This window comes from Escherichia sp. E2562, from assembly GCF_005781075.1.
Classification (GTDB): Bacteria; Pseudomonadota; Gammaproteobacteria; order Enterobacterales; family Enterobacteriaceae; genus Escherichia.
Genome location: NZ_VATM01000003.1, coordinates 339,769 through 358,400, shown reverse-complemented (window position 1 = coordinate 358,400; position 18,632 = coordinate 339,769). Strand labels below are relative to the sequence as shown.

Here is an 18,632-nt window from a genome sequence, read left to right as displayed (position 1 = left end):
TGCGACGCCTGAAGATATTTTCTGCACCATGCTTACAGGGTGCGGAGGGACTTCCTATGTTTAAAGAAATTTTTACCCGGCTCATTCGCCATTTACCTTCTCGTCTGGTCCATCGCGATCCGTTGCCTGGTGCGCAACAGACAGCGAATATTCCGATCCCGCCTTCCTTAAGCGCGCATTGCCTGAAAATGGCGGTGATGCCAGAAAAGGAATTATGGAAAACCTTCGGCACGCATCCAGAAGGGTTAAATCAGGCGGAAGTGGAATTAGCCCGCGAACAACACGGTGAAAATAAACTACCCGCGCAACAACCGTCGCCGTGGTGGGTACATTTGTGGGTCTGTTATCGCAACCCCTTTAATATTTTGCTCACGATCCTCGGCGGCATTTCTTACGCCACGGAAGATTTATTTGCCGCGGGCGTTATTGCGTTAATGGTAGCTATTTCTACGTTGCTGAACTTTATTCAGGAAGCGCGCTCCACCAAAGCGGCAGATGCCCTGAAAGCGATGGTCAGTAATACTGCGACGGTGCTGCGCGTAATTAACGATAAAGGCGAAAATGGCTGGCTGGAGATCCCGATCGACCAGCTGGTGCCTGGCGATATTATTAAACTGGCGGCGGGAGATATGATCCCGGCAGATTTACGTATTTTGCAGGCGCGGGATCTGTTCGTCGCCCAGGCATCGTTAACCGGTGAGTCTCTGCCCGTGGAAAAAGCTGCAACCACTCGCCAGCCAGAGCACAGCAATCCGCTGGAGTGCGATACCCTGTGTTTTATGGGCACCACCGTGGTGAGCGGTACGGCACAAGCAATGGTGATTGCCACAGGTGCCAACACCTGGTTTGGTCAACTGGCGGGGCGTGTCAGCGAGCAGGAAAGCGAGCCGAATGCTTTTCAGCAAGGGATCAGCCGCGTCAGTATGCTGCTGATTCGCTTTATGCTGGTGATGGCGCCCGTGGTGCTGTTGATCAACGGTTATACCAAAGGCGACTGGTGGGAAGCTGCACTGTTCGCGCTTTCGGTAGCAGTAGGCTTAACGCCGGAAATGTTGCCGATGATTGTCACTTCGACGCTGGCGCGTGGAGCAGTAAAACTGTCGAAACAGAAAGTGATCGTCAAACATCTGGACGCGATTCAGAACTTTGGTGCAATGGATATTCTGTGCACTGATAAAACAGGCACCCTGACGCAAGATAAAATTGTGCTGGAGAATCATACCGATATCTCCGGTAAAACCAGTGAGCGCGTGCTGCATAGCGCGTGGTTGAACAGTCATTACCAGACCGGACTTAAAAACCTACTTGATACGGCGGTGCTGGAAGGTATAGATGAAAAGTCAGCGCGCTCGCTGGCCAGTCGTTGGCAGAAAGTGGATGAAATTCCTTTTGATTTCGAGCGTCGCCGGATGTCGGTGGTAGTGGCAGAAAATGCCGAACACCATCAACTGGTGTGCAAAGGCGCATTGCAGGAAATCCTTAATGTATGTTCGCAGGTGCGTCACAATGGCGCGATTGTTCCGCTCGATGACACCATGCTGCGTAAGATTAAGCGGGTTACAAATACGCTTAATCGTCAGGGGTTGCGTGTGGTGGCGGTGGCGACGAAATATCTGCCCGCGCGTGAAGGGGATTATCAGCGGATTGATGAATCCGACCTGATCCTCGAAGGATATATTGCTTTCCTTGATCCGCCAAAAGAGACAACCGCTCCGGCACTGAAGGCATTAAAAGCGAGTGGAATTACCGTCAAAATCCTTACTGGCGACAGTGAGTTAGTGGCGGCGAAAGTGTGCCATGAAGTGGGACTAGATGCGGGAGAGGTGGTAATTGGTAGTGATATTGAAACGCTAAATGACGATGAACTGTCAAGCCTGGCGCAACGTACCACACTGTTTGCCCGCCTGACGCCGATGCATAAAGAACGCATCGTGACCTTGCTAAAGCGCGAAGGGCATGTGGTTGGCTTTATGGGCGATGGTATTAATGATGCGCCCGCCTTACGCGCTGCGGATATCGGCATTTCTGTGGACGGTGCGGTAGATATTGCCCGTGAAGCGGCTGATATCATTCTGCTGGAAAAAAGCCTGATGGTACTGGAAGAGGGGGTTATTGAAGGACGCCGAACTTTTGCCAACATGTTGAAATACATCAAAATGACGGCGAGTTCGAATTTCGGTAATGTGTTCAGCGTGCTGGTGGCGAGTGCTTTCCTGCCCTTCCTGCCGATGTTGCCGTTACACTTGCTTATTCAAAACCTGCTGTACGATGTGTCACAGGTGGCGATCCCGTTTGATAATGTCGACGACGAGCAAATTCAAAAGCCGCAGCGTTGGAATCCGGCGGATTTGGGGCGCTTTATGATCTTCTTCGGGCCGATCAGTTCGATCTTCGATATTCTGACGTTTTGCCTGATGTGGTGGGTATTTCATGCCAATACGCCGGAAACGCAAACGCTGTTCCAGTCGGGCTGGTTTGTGGTGGGATTACTGTCGCAAACGCTGGTTGTGCATATGATCCGCACCCGCCGTGTGCCGTTTATTCAGAGTTGTGCGTCGTGGCCATTAATGGCGATGACCGCGATCGTGATAGTCGTGGGGATCGCGTTGCCGTTTTCACCGCTGGCTGGTTATCTGCAACTACAGGCACTGCCGTTAAGTTACTTCCCGTGGCTGATTGCGATTCTGGCAGGGTATATGGTGTTAACGCAGTTGGTTAAAGGGATTTATAGTCGTCGTTACGGCTGGCAGTAAAGAATTAACTGGGCATGGTGGCCCGGATTCAGATTGCAGACAAAGTGAGTTTTGTTCATGCCGGATGCGGCGTAAACGCCTTATCCGGCCTACAAATTCAATAAATTGCAGGAATCACGTAGGCCTGATAAGCGTAGCGCATCAGGCGATTTTGCTTTTGTCATCAGACTTAATCCGGGCATGATAGCCCGGATTTCCATCAAGATTAGCGACGAACAGCGATCGCTTCGATCTCAATCTTCACGTCTTTCGGCAGACGTGCAACTTCAACGCAAGAACGTGCCGGGAAGGTGGCATTGTGCTCGGTGAAGAACGCTTCGTAAGTGGCGTTTACGGTTGCGAAATCGTTTAAATCTTTCACAAACACCGTGGTTTTAACGATATCGCCCACTTTCAGACCTGCCGCTTCCACGATCGCTTTTACGTTATCCAGCGACTGACGCGCCTGTGCAGCGACGTCTGCCGGTACTTCGCCAGTTTTCGGGTTTACCGGGATCTGACCGGAAGTGATGATCATACTGCCCAGATCAACGCCCTGAACATACGGACCGATAGCTGCGGGTGCATTTTCCGTCGCGATAGTTTTGCTCATGATTTCTCCTTTATTACAGCGGTAAAAAGTCTGGCTCATTATAGGGAGCCTGACATTTATTACCAACCGCAATTAATTGGCCAGCACCACATTATGCGAAAACTCTTTTTCACAATATTTGCATTTGAGCGCAATATCATTGGCGCGTTTTCTCACGGCAAAGCTGGAAGAAACCGGTTCTGCATGGCTGATACAGTTGCTGTTCGGGCAGACCAGCACATTATCAATACGTTCCGGCAGGCTGGGGCGTGATTTGCCGACCACTTCATAGTTGTCGATACGGTTTACCGTGGCTTGCGGTGCATACAGTGCCAGCTGGTCTACTTGATCTTCACTTAAAAAGGTATTTTCGATTTTGATCAGATCCTTGCGGCCCATCTCGCCGGAAGGTAGGTTCAGACCGATGGTGATGCGCTGATCGGTTTCGGTTAACTTGAACAAGCTCAACAGCTTAAATCCGATCTGGGCGGGGATATGGTCAATTACCGTGCCGCGTTTAATAGCTTCAACTTGCAATTTATTATCGTGTGTCATCTCTATTTCCCCTTACAGTACCAGATCGCGATTCAGAACCAGTGCCAGTAACGCCTGGCGAGCGAAAATCCCATTGCCTGCTTGCTGGAAGTACCAGGCGTGCGGCGTTTTATCGACATCCGTCGCAATTTCATCAATACGCGGCAGCGGATGCAGCACTTTCATATTGGCTTTGGCGTTGTGGAGATCGCTGGCGCGCAGGACAAACTGTGCTTTTACGTTGGCGTATTCGGACGGGTCCAGACGCTCTTTTTGCACGCGAGTCATATACAGAATGTCCACTTCCGCCATCACTTCTTCAATGGAACTATGCAGACTCCAGGCGATACCTTTTTCATCGAGCATATCCAGAATGTATTGCGGCATTGCCAGCGCGTCCGGCGCGATGAAGTAAAAACGGTTGCCGTCGAACTTCGCCAGCGCCTGGGTCAGGGAGTGAACGGTGCGACCATATTTCAGGTCGCCGACCATTGCGACGCGAAGATTGTCGAGACGTCCCTGGGTTTCCTGAATGGTGAACAGATCCAGCAAGGTTTGCGTCGGATGTTGGTTGGAGCCATCACCGGCATTCAGTACCGGTACATTGCCGGAAAATTCGGTTGCCAGGCGTGCCGCACCTTCCTGTGGATGGCGCATCACAATCGCATCGACGTAAGTGCTGATAACCGAGATGGTATCAGCCAGCGTTTCCCCTTTTTTTCCCAGTGAGGTGTTTGCGCTGTCAGAGAATCCCACCACACTAGCGCCCAGGCGGTGCATCGAGGTTTCGAAAGAGAGGCGGGTGCGGGTTGATGCTTCGAAGAAGCAACTGGCAATCACTTTATGTTTCAACAGTTCTGGTTGCGGGTTCGCTTTCAGTTTCGCCGCTGTCGCCAGCACCAGATTAAGGTCATCGCGACTAAGGTCGTTTATGGAAATGATATGTTTTTGATATAGCGGATTAGCCATCTTTTATCTCCTGACGCCTGGGCAAAAAAAAGCCCCTCGATTGAGGGGCTGGGAATAGGTGAACAACGGGAAGAAAAACGGCAGGCCAGCGTCTTTTTTCAGACGCGGTAAGACAAAATGTCGAACACACTGAACCATACATCCTCCCGGCAAATTGTCCGGCATTATACTCAGCCAGAAAGTGGGATCAAGCAATCAATGCAAAAAATTACCCAGGTAAACGATTGTAGTGAATTTATATGCTTTAAAATTGAGTTTTTAACAATAATTTTTTTGTGAAAAGCGGGCGGAAAAACATGCTTTGGCGCAATCGGACAGCAAAAAATGCTGGTATGGCAGTAAGGAATTACGTATAACGAGAGAAATGAAACGTTGTTTTAATTGAGGAATGAAAAAGATGATCATCGGAAATATTCATAATCTCCAGCCGTGGTTGCCAGAAGAGTTACGCCAGGCCATTGAACATATCAAAATGCACGTTACGGCAGAAACGCCAAAAGGTAAGCATGATATCGAAGGCAACCGTCTGTTTTATCTTATCTCTGAAGATATGACTGAGCCGTATGAAGCGCGTCGCGCGGAGTATCATGCCCGCTATCTCGACATCCAGATTGTGTTAAAAGGGCAGGAAGGAATGACTTTTAGCACACAGCCTGCGGGTACGCCGGATACTGACTGGTTAGCTGATAAAGACATCGCCTTTTTGCCTGAAGGTATTGAAGAGAAAACAGTTATCCTTAATGAAGGCGATTTTGTTGTGTTTTATCCGGGTGAAGTGCACAAACCGCTGTGCGCAGTGGGTGAGCCTGCTCAGGTTCGCAAAGCGGTTGTTAAGATGCTGATGGCTTAAGCGAGTACCTGCCGGTGGCGACGTGAAGCCGCCTCCGGTACTGAAATTATTTGGCAAGCGTCGCAACCATTACCGCTTTGATAGTATGCATACGGTTTTCCGCCTGATCAAAAACAATGCTGGCGGGAGATTCGAAAATCTCGTCCGTTACTTCCATCCCACCATGTAGGCCAAATTCTTCAGCCATCTTTTTGCCAAGCGTTGTTTGGTCATCATGAAACGCGGGCAGGCAGTGGAGGAATTTGACCTCCGGGTTACCAGTTAACTGCATCATCTTGCTATTCACCTGATAATCACGCAGCAATGCAATCCGTTCAGCCCATTTCTCTTTTGCTTCACCCATTGATACCCACACATCGGTATAGATAAAGTCAGCACCTTTAACGCCAGTCGCGACATCTTCTGTCAGGGTAATATTCCCGCCATTTTGTTGTGCCAGGGCGCGGCATTCCGTAACCAGCGAAGATTCCGGCCAGCATGCCTGTGGCGCCACCAGACGCAAATCCAGACCGGTCAGCGCGGCCGCTTCCAGCATCGAGTTCCCCATGTTATTGCGGGCATCTCCGGCGTAGACCAGCGTCATCTCATTAAACGCTTTACCCGGTAAATGTTCTTGCATGGTCAGCAGATCTGCCAGCAGTTGCGTGGGGTGGAACTCATTGGTCAGCCCATTCCATACCGGGACGCCAGCGTATTCCGCCAGTGTTTCGACAATCTCCTGACCATAGCCACGATACTGAATACCGTCATACATGCGGCCAAGCACGCGGGCGGTATCTTTAATTGACTCTTTATGGCCAATCTGGCTGCCGCTTGGGCCGAGATAAGTAACGCGAGCGCCCTGGTCATATGCGGCAACTTCGAAAGAGCATCGGGTACGGGTTGAGTCTTTTTCGAAGATGAGCGCGATGTTTTTACCGGTGAGTCTGGCTTCTTCTTTACCGCTTTTTTTATCTGCTTTTAGTTTAGCGGCTAGCTGGAGCAAGGTGTTGAGTTCAGCTGGCGTAAAATCAAGTAATTTCAGGAAATGCTTATGATAAAACCCGGACATAGATCCCTCCTGTGGCTTGCGCCATAATGAATTAAAATTCAATTTATATGTATGAATATTCATTTGCAAGCTTAAAGCATAAAACTTTGTCACAAAGGTGGAGGCAATGTCAGTGGTGTGTGACAATAAGAGAATCAGCAGGACATTAAGAGGAATAAGTCATGGCAAACCCGGAACAACTCGAAGAACAGCGTGAAGAAACACGTTTGATTATTGAAGAATTACTGGAAGATGGCAGCGATCCGGACGCGCTGTACACCATCGAACATCACCTTTCCGCAGACGATCTGGAAACCCTGGAAAAAGCAGCGGTTGAAGCGTTTAAACTCGGTTACGAAGTGACCGATCCGGAAGAGCTGGAAGTGGAAGATGGCGATATCGTAATTTGCTGTGACATCGTCAGCGAATGCGCGTTGAATGCCGATCTGATCGATGCCCAGGTTGAGCAATTGATGAACCTGGCAGAGAAATTCGACGTTGAATACGACGGTTGGGGGACTTATTTTGAAGATCCTAACGGCGAAGATGGCGACGATGAAGATTATGTCGACGAAGACGATGACGGTGTTCGCCATTAATTAATTGATTAAAATGCCCGATAGCACACACTAGCGGGCATTTTTTTAGAGTTCGCGCAACATCCGCACTTCACAATCAACATGGCCCGTGCAGCCAAGTGCATAGTCGATATGTTGAAAACCTAAATGTTCATACAAACCAATCGCTTCTTTCAAAAAAGCAGTCGTTTCCAGATAGCAGCGTTTGAAGCCCATTTCTCGTGCCTGCTCCATCGCCATTAAGGCCAGTTTTTTCGCCAGCCCTTTGCCGCGAATGGCGGGAAGAAAATACATTTTCTGCAGTTCGCAAATGTCCGATTCACTACCTGCTAATGGCGCAATCCCGCCGCCGCCCACCACTTCGCCATTGTGTTCAACTACCCAATAGGCATGACCGGGCTGACTATACACTTGATACAATTCGTCGAGATTGGGATCGGCGACGGTATAGCCTTTATCAGCGGTAAGACCGTACTCTGCGGACACCTGGCGGATGACGCTGGCAATAGCAGCATTATCGGCGGCGGTAAGTTTGCGCAAACGGAGCGCGGGCGAAACGACAACATTCATAGCATAGCTCAATTTCAAATGTATGATTTGTAGCTCCCTTTAATACCACCCTCGCTTATGTGGTGCAAGAAGAAGATAAATCAGAAAATATTAAGCATATATCGCTTAGATAAAGCGTATTCTAGGTGGTCCAGTATCAATTGACTGGAATTATTATCTATATGAATGGAATTTATTTTAGGGATATAGTTCATGAATGGTGTAAACGTCGGGAAAGATAATCCTCGTCACGCATTTGTTTTTACAGGCAAGGGTGGTGAGTATTTTCTTATTTGTCTTGTGAATTTTTTACTGACAATTATTACTCTGGGAATATATGGGCCGTGGGCATTAGTGAAATGCCGTCGTTATATTTATCAACATGTGACACTCAAGGGGCAACCATTTAGTTATAAGGGAACAGGTGGTGCCATTTTTGTTAGCATGTTACTTATTATGATCGTTTATTTTTTCAGTATTTCTTGTTTTGCAGGCCAACACTTTGTTCTTGCTTTTCTCCTGTTTGCTCTCTTGATCTGCGGTATTCCTTGCATGGCAGTGAAGAGTCTGCAGTATCAGGCGAACATGACCTCACTGAATGGTATTCGCTTTGGCTTTAACTGCTCAATGCTTCGTGCATGGTGGGTTATGTTAGGTCTGCCTGTTCTGTTGGCATTAGCTTTTTGGCTCGCACTGTACCTTATTGCGCAAGTGACGACATCGATAGGTGGGTTATTCTTTAACTTAGTGGTCTTAAGCTTGCTTTCCGTCATCGGACTGGGTGTTATCAACGGTATTACCTATAGCAAGTGGATGCCATTACTGGGTAATAACGCGACTTTTGGTGTCCATCAATTTTCCATTAAGGTCAACGTAAAAGAATGCATTAAAGGCTGTATGCTCGCAATATTAACCATGGTTCCTTTCATCATTGTGATTGGTATTATGATTGCGCCAGTATTTCAGCAGTTAATGATGATGACCATGTTGGGTAGGTCTGATGCGGGCAGGGAGCTAGTATTGCAATATTACCCGCAGATTACGGCTTCTTATTTCCTGTATTTTGTCGCGATTCTTGTTTTTGCCAGTTATCTCTATGTCACGTTACGCAATCTGTTTTTGAATAATCTGACACTGGCAAATGGCACTATTCGTTTTCATTCATCTGTTACCGCGATCGGTATGCTTTTGCGCATGTTGGCGGTATTAATGGGGTCCTCAATTACCTGTGGTCTGGCTTATCCCTGGCTGAAAATGTGGATGGTTAGCTGGATTGCTAACAATACCCATGTCCAGGGCGACCTTGATTCGCTGGAGTTAACCAATGATGACAAACCGCAGGATAGCGGTCCGTTAATGTGGATATCTCGCGGTATTATGCCGTATGTTCCGTTTATCTAAATAAAAAGGCCGGAGCATGCTCCGGCCTTCGTTTTCTTCACAGTGTTGATTACAGCGCGGCGATAACTGCCTGCTGTTCAATCAGCTTCGCTTTCGCTTCCGCATAACCTTCCAGCTTTTCACGCTCTTTCGCTATGACCGCTTCCGGTGCGCGCGCTACAAAGCCTTCGTTCGCCAGCTTGTTCTCGATGCGGCTGATTTCACCTTCAATCTTCGCCACTTCTTTCGCCAGACGCGCCAGCTCATCTTCTTTGTTAATGAGGCCAGCCATCGGGATTAGCAGCTCTGCGCCGTCGACGATCTTAGTAACGGAAACCGGGCCCTTGTCATCCGCAGGCAGTACGGTGATGCTTTCCAGACGCGCCAGCGTTTGCAGGAAGCCACGGTTTTCGTTCACGCGACGTTCTGCATCTGCACTGCAACCACGCAGCAGCAGCTCCAGCGGTTTGCCCGGCGCGATGTTCATTTCCGCGCGGATATTACGTACAGCAACGATCGCCTGCTTCAGCCACTCGGTGTCGGCCAGCGCCGCTTCATCGACCTGAGACGCATCGTACTGCGGGAACGGCTGCAGCATGATGGTGTCGGCAGTGATGCCACAAAGCACTTTCACACGCTGCCAGATGGTTTCGGTGATGAACGGAATGATCGGATGCGCGAGGCGCAGCAGACCTTCCAGCACGGTCACCAGCGTATGGCGAGTACCGCGCAGTTCGGCTTCGGTGCCACCGTTCATTACCGGCTTGGTCAGCTCCAGATACCAGTCGCAGAACTGGTTCCAGGTGAATTCATACAGAATCCCTGCGGCAATATCGAAGCGGAAGCTGTCCAGCGCTTCGCGGTACGCTTTGATGGTCTGGTTGAACTCAGCCAGAATCCAGCGGTCCGCCAGTGACAGTGTCATTTCGCCGCCGTTGAAGCCGCAATCCTGACCTTCCGTGTTCATCAGCACAAAGCGGCTGGCGTTCCACAGCTTGTTACAGAAGTTACGGTAGCCTTCCAGACGCTTCATATCCCAGTTGATGTCACGACCGGTAGAAGCCAGCGCCGCCAGGGTGAAGCGCAGCGCGTCAGTACCGTGCGGCTCAATGCCGTTCGGGAACTGCTTCTCGGTGCGCTTACGGATTTTATCCGCCAGCTGTGGCTGCATCATATTGCCGGTACGTTTTTCCAGCAGTTCTGGCAGCGAAATACCGTCAACCATATCCAGCGGGTCGATAACGTTACCCTTGGATTTAGACATCTTCTGGCCTTCGTCATCACGAATCAGACCGGTCATGTAAACGGTGTGGAACGGCACCTGCGGTTTGCCATTTTCATCTTTGATGAAGTGCATGGTCATCATGATCATGCGGGCAATCCAGAAGAAGATGATGTCGAAACCAGACACCATTACGCTGGTTGGGTGGAACTGACGCAGGGCGTCGGTGTTTTCCGGCCAGCCAAGGGTAGAGAATGTCCACAGTGCAGAAGAGAACCAGGTGTCGAGAACGTCTTCGTCCTGACGCAGGGCAACATCAGCACCGAGGTTATTTTCTTTACGCACTTCGTCTTCGTTGCGGCCAACATAAACGTTACCCGCTTCGTCATACCATGCAGGGATACGGTGACCCCACCACAGCTGACGAGAGATACACCAGTCCTGAATATCGCGCATCCAGGAGAAGTACATGTTTTCGTACTGCTTCGGTACGAACTGAATGTCGCCGTTCTCAACCGCTTCAACCGCCGGTTTCGCCAGTACATCGGCACGCACGTACCACTGGTCGGTCAGCATCGGTTCGATAACTACGCCGCCACGGTCGCCGTAAGGAACGGTCAGGTCGTGCGGTTTAATTTCTTCCAGCAGGCCAAGCGCGTCAACCGCAGCAACGATGGCTTTACGCGCAGCAAAACGCTCCAGTTTCTGGAACTCTGCCGGAATCTCGCTGGAATAAACATCAGATTCGTTACCTTTGGTATCGAACACTTGAGCGCTTTCACGGATATCACCGTCAAAGGTCAGGATGTTGATCATCGGCAGGGCGTGACGTTTACCGACTTCATAGTCGTTAAAGTCGTGCGCCGGAGTGATCTTCACGCAGCCGGTGCCTTTTTCCATATCGGCGTGTTCGTCGCCCACGATCGGAATACGACGGTTAACCAGCGGCAGAATGACATATTTGCCAATCAGATCTTTGTAACGCGGGTCTTCCGGGTTAACGGCCACGCCGGTGTCGCCCAGCAAGGTTTCCGGACGGGTAGTCGCAACCACCAGATAATCTTTACCGTCTGCGGTTTTCGCGCCATCAGCCAGCGGATAGCGGATGTGCCACATCGAACCTTTCGATTCGCGGTTTTCTACTTCCAGGTCAGAGATAGCGGTACGCAGTTTCGGGTCCCAGTTTACCAGGCGTTTGCCACGGTAAATCAGGTCTTCTTTATACAGACGGACGAAAACTTCTTTCACCGCATTGGACAGGCCTTCGTCCATGGTGAAGCGTTCACGCTCCCAGTCGACGGAGTTGCCGAGACGGCGCATCTGACGGGTAATGGTGCCGCCGGATTCCGCTTTCCATTCCCAGATTTTGTCGATGAAAGCTTCGCGGCCGTAATCGTGACGGGTTTTACCTTCTTCTGCGGCAATCTTGCGCTCAACGACCATCTGGGTAGCGATCCCGGCGTGGTCAGTACCGACCTGCCACAGGGTGTTTTTGCCCTGCATGCGCTGATAGCGGATCATGGTATCCATGATGGTTTGCTGGAAGGCGTGACCCATATGCAAACTGCCGGTGACGTTCGGCGGCGGGATCATGATGCAGAAACTTTCCTGGCTTTCATCGCCATTAGGCTTAAAGTAGCCCTGCTTTTCCCAGTGCTCGTAAAGCGGCTGTTCGATATCTTGTGGGTTGTATGTCTTTTCCATTATTTCCAGGTTGCCGTATTCAGGTTGAAACCAGCCACGCGGTAGGCTTTATAGCGTTCGCGCGCCAGTTGTTTCAGAGAATCTTCATAAGGAACGAAGTCTACCACTTCTGTGAAAGCGGTGGCAAAATCTGCAAAGCTTGTTCGCAGACTAATCAATATATCGCGCGGGCTGCTGCTGCGTTTTTGCGGCCAGGCGATCTCCACCGGCGCACCGCCGCGCGGTCCTTCTCCCGCTAAATTATGCGGAACAAAGCTTTCTGCCGGACGCGCCCACAGGGCTTCATCCAGCCGGTAAGCCTGCTTTTCATCTTCACAGGCGATGAGCACGCGCTTACCACTGCGCCAACGTTCTGCGGCAATTTCACACACCAGCTGCTCAACGGCGCTTAAGCCATCGACGGTGGTGTCATTGTCCAGAAGGTAGAACGTTGCGTTTTTCATATATGGGGCTTCTTGTGGTGGATTTAAATATGCATCTGGTAATACACAGCATTGCCTGATGCGACGCTGCCACGTCTTATCAGGCCTACAAGTTCAGTGCTGTGTGTCGGTCGGATAAGGCGTTCACGCCGCATCCGACAATAACAGCGTTGCCTGATGCGACGCTGCCGCGTCTTATCAGGCCTGCGAGTTCAGTGCTGTGTGTCGGTCGGATAAGGCGTTCACACCGCATCCGACAATAACAACTTTGCCTGATGCGACGCTGCCACGTCTTATCAGGCCTACGAGTTCAGTGCTGTGTGTCGGTCGGATAAGGCGTTCACACCGCATCCGACAATAACAACTTTGCCTGATGCGACGCTGCCACGTCTTATCTGGCCTACGAGTTCAGTGCTGTGTAGGTCGGATAAGGCGTTCACGCCGCATCCGACAATAACAACGTTGCCTGATGCAATTACTCTTCGCCGTTAAACCCGGCGCGATTCAACAGGAACTGTGCCAGCAACGCCACCGGACGACCGGTTGCGCCTTTTGCTTTACCAGAACGCCAGGCTGTTCCTGCAATATCCAGGTGCGCCCAGTTGTACTTGCGGGTAAAGCGCGACAGGAAGCAACCTGCGGTAATTGCCCCGCCAGGACGACCGCCAATGTTCGCCATATCGGCAAAATTGGACTCCAGTTGTTCCTGGTACTCGTCACCCAGCGGTAAACGCCATGCGCGGTCACCGGATTGTTCAGATGCAGCAATCAGCTCATGGGCCAGCGGGTTATGGTTCGCCATCAGACCGGTAATGTGATGACCCAGCGCGATAACGCAAGCACCGGTCAGCGTCGCCACGTCAATCACCGCTTCCGGCTCAAAACGCTCAACGTAAGTTAACACGTCGCACAGTACCAGGCGGCCTTCGGCGTCGGTATTCAGCACTTCTACGGTTTGACCGGACATGGTGGTTAACACATCGCCCGGACGATAGGCACGGCCGCCAGGCATGTTTTCGCAGCCTGCCAGCACGCCGATAACGTTAATCGGCAGTTGCAGTTCCGCGACCATCCTCATCACGCCATAAACCGCCGCCGCACCGCACATATCGTACTTCATCTCATCCATGCCTTCTGAAGGCTTGATGGAGATACCGCCGGAGTCGAAGGTTAAACCTTTACCAACCAGCACGATAGGGCGTGCATCTTCCGACGCGTTGCCTTTGTACTCAATCACCGACATCAGCGATTCGTTTTGCGAACCCTGACCGACAGCCAGATAGGAATGCATCCCCAGCTCTTTCATCTGCTGTTCGCCGATAACGCGGGTGATGACATTCTTGCTGTAGCTGTCAGCCAGCTGGCGCGCCTGAGAGGCGAGGTAAGCGGCGTTACAGATATTCGGCGGCATATTGCCGAGATCTTTTGCTGCTTTAATCCCGGCGGCAATCGCCAGACCGTGCTGGATCGCGCGCTCCCCGCTGGTCAGTTCACGGCGGGTCGGCACGTTGAACACCATTTTACGCAGCGGACGACGCGGTTCGCTCTTGTTCGTTTTCAGCTGATCAAAACTGTAGAGTGTCTCTTTTGCCGTCTCGACAGCCTGGCGCACTTTCCAGTAGTTGTTACGGCCTTTAACGTGCAGTTCAGTCAGGAAGCAGACCGCTTCCATCGAGCCAGTATCATTCAGCGTATTAATGGTTTTCTGAATCACCTGCTTGTACTGGCGCTCATCCAGCTCACGTTCTTTACCGCAACCAATAAGGAGAATGCGCTCAGAAAGCACGTTCGGCACATGGTGCAGCAACAGCGTCTGCCCCGGTTTTCCTTCCAGTTCGCCTCGGCGCAGCAGGGCGCTGATGTACCCATCGCTGATTTTATCGAGCTGTTCTGCAATCGGAGAAAGGCGACGTGGTTCGAAGACGCCCACGACGATGCAGGCACTCCGCTGTTTCTCCGGGCTACCGCTTTTTACACTAAACTCCATGCACTACGCTCCTGAATCTTAAAGACAACGGCGGTGGCTACAGATAGAATTGCAAGCTTTCGTAACTCATGTCCGCTGTTGCGATGACTTCGTGTTAATCTTAACGTTATTACGGCATTGGCACGTCAGAACAAAATCTGAGAGGTGAATCCGTTGAGTATAATTATCTTAGCGACGATTTCGACGACTCAAGAGAATAAATGACGTTTAAGCCATGAAACAAGCTAAAATCCTGCAAAAGACGAGTTTTTACGGGCGTATTTAAAGTGATAATCATAAGATATCTGGTGCGGGAGACGCTCAAAAGCCAGCTGGCGATACTCTTCATCTTGCTTTTGATCTTCTTCTGTCAAAAGTTAGTGAGGATCCTCGGCGCAGCGGTTGACGGCGATATTCCGGCGAATCTGGTGCTCTCCCTGTTGGGGCTGGGCGTGCCGGAAATGGCGCAGCTTATCCTGCCATTAAGCCTGTTCCTCGGGCTGCTGATGACGCTGGGCAAACTGTATACCGAAAGTGAAATTACGGTAATGCATGCCTGCGGCCTGAGCAAAGCGGTGCTGGTGAAAGCGGCGATGGTTCTCGCGGTGTTCACGGCGATTGTCGCGGCGGTTAACGTTATGTGGGCGGGGCCGTGGTCATCGCGCCATCAGGATGAAGTGCTGGCAGAAGCGAAAGCTAACCCAGGCATGGCGGCGCTGGCGCAAGGGCAATTCCAGCAAGCGACTAATGGCAGCTCAGTGCTGTTCATCGAAAGCGTTGACGGCAGCGATTTCAAAGATGTGTTCCTCGCGCAAATTCGACCAAAAGGTAACGCGCGTCCTTCTGTGGTGGTGGCCGATTCCGGACATTTAACGCAACTGCGCGACGGATCCCAGGTCGTCAGCCTCAACCAGGGAACGCGCTTCGAAGGCACTGCACTGTTACGTGATTTCCGCATTACGGACTTCCAGGATTATCAGGCGATCATTGGTCACCAGGCGGTGGCGCTCGACCCGAACGATACCGACCAGATGGACATGCGCACATTGTGGAACACCGACACCGATCGTGCCCGCGCAGAACTGAACTGGCGTATCACGCTGGTATTCACTGTATTTATGATGGCGCTCATGGTTGTGCCTCTGAGCGTGGTTAACCCGCGTCAGGGACGTGTCCTGTCGATGCTGCCAGCCATGCTGCTATATCTGCTTTTCTTCCTGATCCAGACCTCCCTTAAATCTAACGGCGGTAAAGGTAAGCTGGACCCGACGCTGTGGATGTGGACCGTTAACCTGATTTATCTGGCTTTGGCGATTGTTCTCAACCTTTGGGACACAGTGCCGGTCCGCCGACTGCGCGCCAGTTTTTCGCGTAAAGGAGCGGTGTGATGCAACCTTTTGGTGTTCTTGACCGCTATATCGGTAAAACCATTTTCACCACCATCATGATGACGCTGTTCATGCTGGTGTCGCTCTCCGGCATTATCAAGTTTGTCGATCAGCTGAAAAAAGCCGGGCAGGGGAGTTACGACGCGGTAGGCGCGGGAATGTATACCCTGTTGAGCGTGCCGAAAGATGTGCAAATCTTCTTCCCGATGGCGGCCCTGCTGGGCGCGTTGCTCGGGCTAGGGATGCTGGCGCAGCGCAGCGAACTGGTGGTGATGCAGGCTTCTGGTTTTACCCGCATGCAAGTCGCGTTGTCAGTAATGAAAACCGCCATTCCACTGGTTTTGCTGACGATGGCGATTGGCGAATGGGTCGCGCCGCAGGGCGAACAGATGGCGCGTAATTACCGCGCGCAGGCGATGTACGGTGGTTCGTTGCTCTCTACTCAGCAAGGTTTATGGGCTAAAGATGGTGACAACTTTGTCTATATTGAGCGAGTAAAAGGTGATGAAGAGTTAGGTGGTATCAGTATTTATGCCTTTAACGAGAATCGTCGTCTGCAATCCGTTCGCTATGCCGCTTCCGCGAAGTTTGACCCTGAACATAAAGTCTGGCGTCTGTCGCAGGTTGATGAATCTGACCTGACCAATCCAAAACAGATAACCGGTTCGCAGACGGTGAGCGGCACCTGGAAAACCAACCTCACGCCGGACAAACTGGGCGTGGTAGCGCTGGATCCTGATGCGCTCTCCATCAGTGGTTTGCACAACTACGTGAAGTATCTGAAGTCGAGCGGTCAGGACGCCGGGCGCTACCAGCTTAATATGTGGAGCAAAATCTTCCAGCCGCTATCCGTGGCGGTAATGATGCTGATGGCGCTGTCATTTATCTTCGGTCCACTGCGCAGCGTGCCGATGGGCGTTCGTGTGGTCACCGGTATTAGCTTCGGTTTTGTGTTCTACGTACTGGACCAGATCTTCGGCCCGCTGACGTTGGTTTACGGCATCCCGCCGATTATCGGCGCACTGTTGCCAAGCGCCAGCTTCTTCTTAATCAGTCTGTGGCTGTTAATGAGAAAATCGTAACTTGATGAATGAATAAAGGGAGCTAAAGCTCCCTTTATTATTGTTAGCAAAGTGGCGTAGGCCTGATAAGCGTAGTGCATCAGGCAAAGGCAAGCTGGTGTGAGAGAATACAAACAGCGCCTGACTTACCTTTTTCTCCCCCCAAGCAAACTCCCCAGCACACCGCGTACAATCTGATTCGTCACCTGGCGGGCGGCGCTTTTCGCCATTGTTTGCACCACGCCATCTTTCTTCCCGCCGCGTGGTCCGGTAGTGCCAAACAAAATATCCTTCAACCCACCCAGAATACCGTCATCTTCACTTATCTCTTTCCCTTTGGCCGGAGGGGTATTTTGCTGCTCGGTACTTGCCTGTACGCCTTTTTGCAACATCTCATAGGCGGATTCCCGGTCCACGTCATCTTCATACTTGCCATACACCGGGGAGTGATTAATCAAGCCATTACGCTCATCTTCTGTCACCGGCCCCATCCGTGAACAAGGCGCGATCACCATCGCACGCTCTACCACAGAAGGGCTTCCTTTCGCATCCAGAAAAGAGATCAACGCTTCGCCGGTTCCTAGTTCCTGAATCGCCTTTTCCGTATCAAATGCAGGATTAGGTCGCATGGTTTGCGCTGCCGTCTTCACCGCTTTCTGGTCTTTCGGTGTAAAGGCGCGCAGAGCGTGCTGAACACGATTTCCCAACTGCCCAAGCACGTTGTCCGGAATATCAGAAGGGTTTTGCGAAACAAACCAGACGCCTACGCCTTTTGAACGGATAAGCCTTATTACCTGTTCAATCTTATCCAGCAGCACCTGCGGCGCATCGTTAAACAACAGATGCGCTTCGTCAAAGAAAAACACCAGTTTCGGTTTATCCAGATCGCCTGCTTCCGGCAGTTGTTCATACAACTCTGAAAGCATCCACAACAGGCTGGCGGCGTACAGTTTTGGCATCTGGTAGAGTTTTTCGGCGCTAAGGATATTGATAACACCCTTACCGTTGGCATCGGTACGCATCCAGTCTTTGATATCCAGCATCGGCTCGCCAAAGAAATGCGTTGCCCCTTGCTGTTCCAGCGTCAGTAATCCGCGCTGGATGGCACCAACCGATGCGCTACTGATATTACCGTACTGATTCTGGAATGATTTGGCGTTATCACCGATGTATTGGGTAATCGCCCGCAAATCTTTAAAGTCGAGAAGCAACAATCCCTGATCGTCAGCAATACGGAAAATGATATTCAGGACGCCAGATTGCACATCGTTGAGATTCAACAAACGCGCCAGCAACAACGGCCCGAGATCCGATACCGTTGCCCGCACTGGATGACCTTTCTCACCAAAAATATCCCATACCACCACTGGATTAGCATGTGGTTGCCAGTCGTTGACGCCGATATTTTTCAACCGAGCGAGCAGTTTTTCCGAGGTAGTACCTTCTGCCGCAACCCCGGTCAAATCACCTTTTACATCGGCCATAAACACCGGAACGCCGATTTCTGACAGAGATTCCGCCAGTTTTTGCAGCGTGACAGTTTTACCTGTCCCCGTTGCGCCAGTAATCAGTCCGTGACGGTTAGCCATAGCGGGTAGTAAAAACAGTTCTGTGTCCGGCGTGCGGGCAATTAAACGTGGTTCGCTCATGAGATT

Annotated in this window: 17 protein-coding genes; 7 read left to right on the top strand and 10 right to left on the bottom strand. The window is 51.1% G+C overall.

Annotated elements, in window-relative coordinates:
- Positions 1-56: 56 nt before the first annotated feature.
- Positions 57-2,753: a magnesium-translocating P-type ATPase gene (mgtA, locus tag FEK43_RS05585; RefSeq protein WP_135408766.1), complete on the top strand. Its 2,697-nt coding sequence runs from the start codon at positions 57-59 to the stop codon at positions 2,751-2,753.
- Positions 2,754-2,958: 205 nt separating this feature from the next.
- On the opposite strand, the gene FEK43_RS05580 is transcribed toward mgtA, so the two are convergent.
- The 4 genes from FEK43_RS05580 to pyrL all read right to left on the bottom strand — a co-directional run bounded on the left by FEK43_RS05580 (position 2,959) and on the right by pyrL (position 4,965).
- Entirely contained in the window at positions 2,959-3,345 is a 387-nt protein-coding gene (locus tag FEK43_RS05580) for an enamine/imine deaminase (RefSeq protein WP_000047542.1), read from the bottom strand.
- Between the two features lie 72 nt (positions 3,346-3,417).
- Positions 3,418-3,879 (bottom strand): aspartate carbamoyltransferase regulatory subunit, encoded by a 462-nt coding sequence (pyrI, locus tag FEK43_RS05575; protein ID WP_000148581.1) that lies wholly within the window; start codon positions 3,877-3,879, stop codon positions 3,418-3,420.
- A 12-nt stretch (positions 3,880-3,891) separates the two neighbouring features.
- Positions 3,892-4,827, bottom strand: a complete 936-nt coding sequence (gene pyrB / locus FEK43_RS05570; RefSeq protein WP_000013052.1) for an aspartate carbamoyltransferase — start codon at positions 4,825-4,827, stop codon at positions 3,892-3,894.
- Positions 4,828-4,830: 3 nt separating this feature from the next.
- On the bottom strand, positions 4,831-4,965 hold the full coding sequence (gene pyrL, locus FEK43_RS05565; RefSeq protein ID WP_032341226.1) for a pyr operon leader peptide: 135 nt from the start codon (positions 4,963-4,965) through the stop codon (positions 4,831-4,833).
- 259 nt (positions 4,966-5,224) lie between these two features.
- Here pyrL and tabA point away from each other — a divergent pair, with 259 nt between their 5' ends.
- On the top strand, positions 5,225-5,677 hold the full coding sequence (gene tabA / locus FEK43_RS05560) for a toxin-antitoxin biofilm protein TabA (protein WP_130216649.1): 453 nt from the start codon (positions 5,225-5,227) through the stop codon (positions 5,675-5,677).
- Positions 5,678-5,723: 46 nt separating this feature from the next.
- Here tabA and argF read toward each other — a convergent pair whose 3' ends face one another.
- On the bottom strand, positions 5,724-6,728 hold the full coding sequence (gene argF, locus FEK43_RS05555) for an ornithine carbamoyltransferase (RefSeq protein WP_135408769.1): 1,005 nt from the start codon (positions 6,726-6,728) through the stop codon (positions 5,724-5,726).
- A 161-nt stretch (positions 6,729-6,889) separates the two neighbouring features.
- On the opposite strand from argF, the gene rraB reads away from it, so the two are divergent.
- Positions 6,890-7,306, top strand: a complete 417-nt coding sequence (gene rraB, locus FEK43_RS05550) for a ribonuclease E inhibitor RraB (protein ID WP_130206080.1) — start codon at positions 6,890-6,892, stop codon at positions 7,304-7,306.
- A gap of 45 nt (positions 7,307-7,351) precedes the next feature.
- Here the strand turns inward: rraB and FEK43_RS05545 are convergent, their stop codons facing one another.
- Positions 7,352-7,855, bottom strand: coding sequence for a GNAT family N-acetyltransferase (locus FEK43_RS05545; protein WP_135408771.1), 504 nt, complete (start codon positions 7,853-7,855; stop codon positions 7,352-7,354).
- 192 nt (positions 7,856-8,047) lie between these two features.
- On the opposite strand from FEK43_RS05545, the gene FEK43_RS05540 reads away from it, so the two are divergent.
- Positions 8,048-9,235, top strand: a complete 1,188-nt coding sequence (locus tag FEK43_RS05540; protein WP_131161392.1) for a DUF898 family protein — start codon at positions 8,048-8,050, stop codon at positions 9,233-9,235.
- A gap of 49 nt (positions 9,236-9,284) precedes the next feature.
- Here FEK43_RS05540 and valS read toward each other — a convergent pair whose 3' ends face one another.
- The 3 genes from valS to pepA form a co-directional block, all read right to left on the bottom strand.
- On the bottom strand, positions 9,285-12,140 hold the full coding sequence (gene valS, locus FEK43_RS05535; protein WP_130259542.1) for a valine--tRNA ligase: 2,856 nt from the start codon (positions 12,138-12,140) through the stop codon (positions 9,285-9,287).
- On the bottom strand, positions 12,140-12,583 hold the full coding sequence (gene holC / locus FEK43_RS05530) for a DNA polymerase III subunit chi (protein WP_000786399.1): 444 nt from the start codon (positions 12,581-12,583) through the stop codon (positions 12,140-12,142). Before holC ends, valS begins: the two co-directional genes overlap by 1 nt.
- Positions 12,584-13,037: 454 nt before the next feature.
- Positions 13,038-14,549: a leucyl aminopeptidase gene (pepA, locus tag FEK43_RS05525; RefSeq protein ID WP_000397144.1), complete on the bottom strand. Its 1,512-nt coding sequence runs from the start codon at positions 14,547-14,549 to the stop codon at positions 13,038-13,040.
- A 153-nt stretch (positions 14,550-14,702) separates the two neighbouring features.
- Between pepA and ytgA the strand changes: the two genes are divergently transcribed.
- From ytgA to lptG, 3 genes are all read left to right on the top strand, one after another.
- Positions 14,703-14,753: a protein YtgA gene (gene ytgA, locus FEK43_RS23005; RefSeq protein WP_211180521.1), complete on the top strand. Its 51-nt coding sequence runs from the start codon at positions 14,703-14,705 to the stop codon at positions 14,751-14,753.
- A 62-nt stretch (positions 14,754-14,815) separates the two neighbouring features.
- Positions 14,816-15,916 (top strand): LPS export ABC transporter permease LptF, encoded by a 1,101-nt coding sequence (gene lptF, locus FEK43_RS05520; protein ID WP_105290081.1) that lies wholly within the window; start codon positions 14,816-14,818, stop codon positions 15,914-15,916.
- Positions 15,916-16,998, top strand: coding sequence for an LPS export ABC transporter permease LptG (lptG, locus tag FEK43_RS05515; RefSeq protein WP_105290080.1), 1,083 nt, complete (start codon positions 15,916-15,918; stop codon positions 16,996-16,998). The genes lptF and lptG overlap by 1 nt, the downstream gene beginning before the upstream one ends.
- 125 nt (positions 16,999-17,123) lie before the next feature.
- On the opposite strand, the gene FEK43_RS05510 is transcribed toward lptG, so the two are convergent.
- The gene (locus FEK43_RS05510; RefSeq protein ID WP_130206088.1) at positions 17,124-18,626 is read right to left on the bottom strand and encodes a helicase HerA-like C-terminal domain-containing protein; all 1,503 of its coding nucleotides are present in this window, start codon (positions 18,624-18,626) and stop codon (positions 17,124-17,126) included.
- Positions 18,627-18,632 lie beyond the last annotated feature (6 nt).

Coding starts and splice junctions, on each gene's coding strand:
- mgtA (WP_135408766.1), top strand. CDS start 57: ATGTTTAAAGAAATTTTTACCCGGCTCATTCGCCATTTACCTTCTCGT.
- FEK43_RS05580 (WP_000047542.1), bottom strand. CDS start 3,345: ATGAGCAAAACTATCGCGACGGAAAATGCACCCGCAGCTATCGGTCCG.
- pyrI (WP_000148581.1), bottom strand. CDS start 3,879: ATGACACACGATAATAAATTGCAAGTTGAAGCTATTAAACGCGGCACG.
- pyrB (WP_000013052.1), bottom strand. CDS start 4,827: ATGGCTAATCCGCTATATCAAAAACATATCATTTCCATAAACGACCTT.
- pyrL (WP_032341226.1), bottom strand. CDS start 4,965: ATGGTTCAGTGTGTTCGACATTTTGTCTTACCGCGTCTGAAAAAAGAC.
- tabA (WP_130216649.1), top strand. CDS start 5,225: ATGATCATCGGAAATATTCATAATCTCCAGCCGTGGTTGCCAGAAGAG.
- argF (WP_135408769.1), bottom strand. CDS start 6,728: ATGTCCGGGTTTTATCATAAGCATTTCCTGAAATTACTTGATTTTACG.
- rraB (WP_130206080.1), top strand. CDS start 6,890: ATGGCAAACCCGGAACAACTCGAAGAACAGCGTGAAGAAACACGTTTG.
- FEK43_RS05545 (WP_135408771.1), bottom strand. CDS start 7,855: ATGAATGTTGTCGTTTCGCCCGCGCTCCGTTTGCGCAAACTTACCGCC.
- FEK43_RS05540 (WP_131161392.1), top strand. CDS start 8,048: ATGAATGGTGTAAACGTCGGGAAAGATAATCCTCGTCACGCATTTGTT.
- valS (WP_130259542.1), bottom strand. CDS start 12,140: ATGGAAAAGACATACAACCCACAAGATATCGAACAGCCGCTTTACGAG.
- holC (WP_000786399.1), bottom strand. CDS start 12,583: ATGAAAAACGCAACGTTCTACCTTCTGGACAATGACACCACCGTCGAT.
- pepA (WP_000397144.1), bottom strand. CDS start 14,549: ATGGAGTTTAGTGTAAAAAGCGGTAGCCCGGAGAAACAGCGGAGTGCC.
- lptG (WP_105290080.1), top strand. CDS start 15,916: ATGCAACCTTTTGGTGTTCTTGACCGCTATATCGGTAAAACCATTTTC.
- FEK43_RS05510 (WP_130206088.1), bottom strand. CDS start 18,626: ATGAGCGAACCACGTTTAATTGCCCGCACGCCGGACACAGAACTGTTT.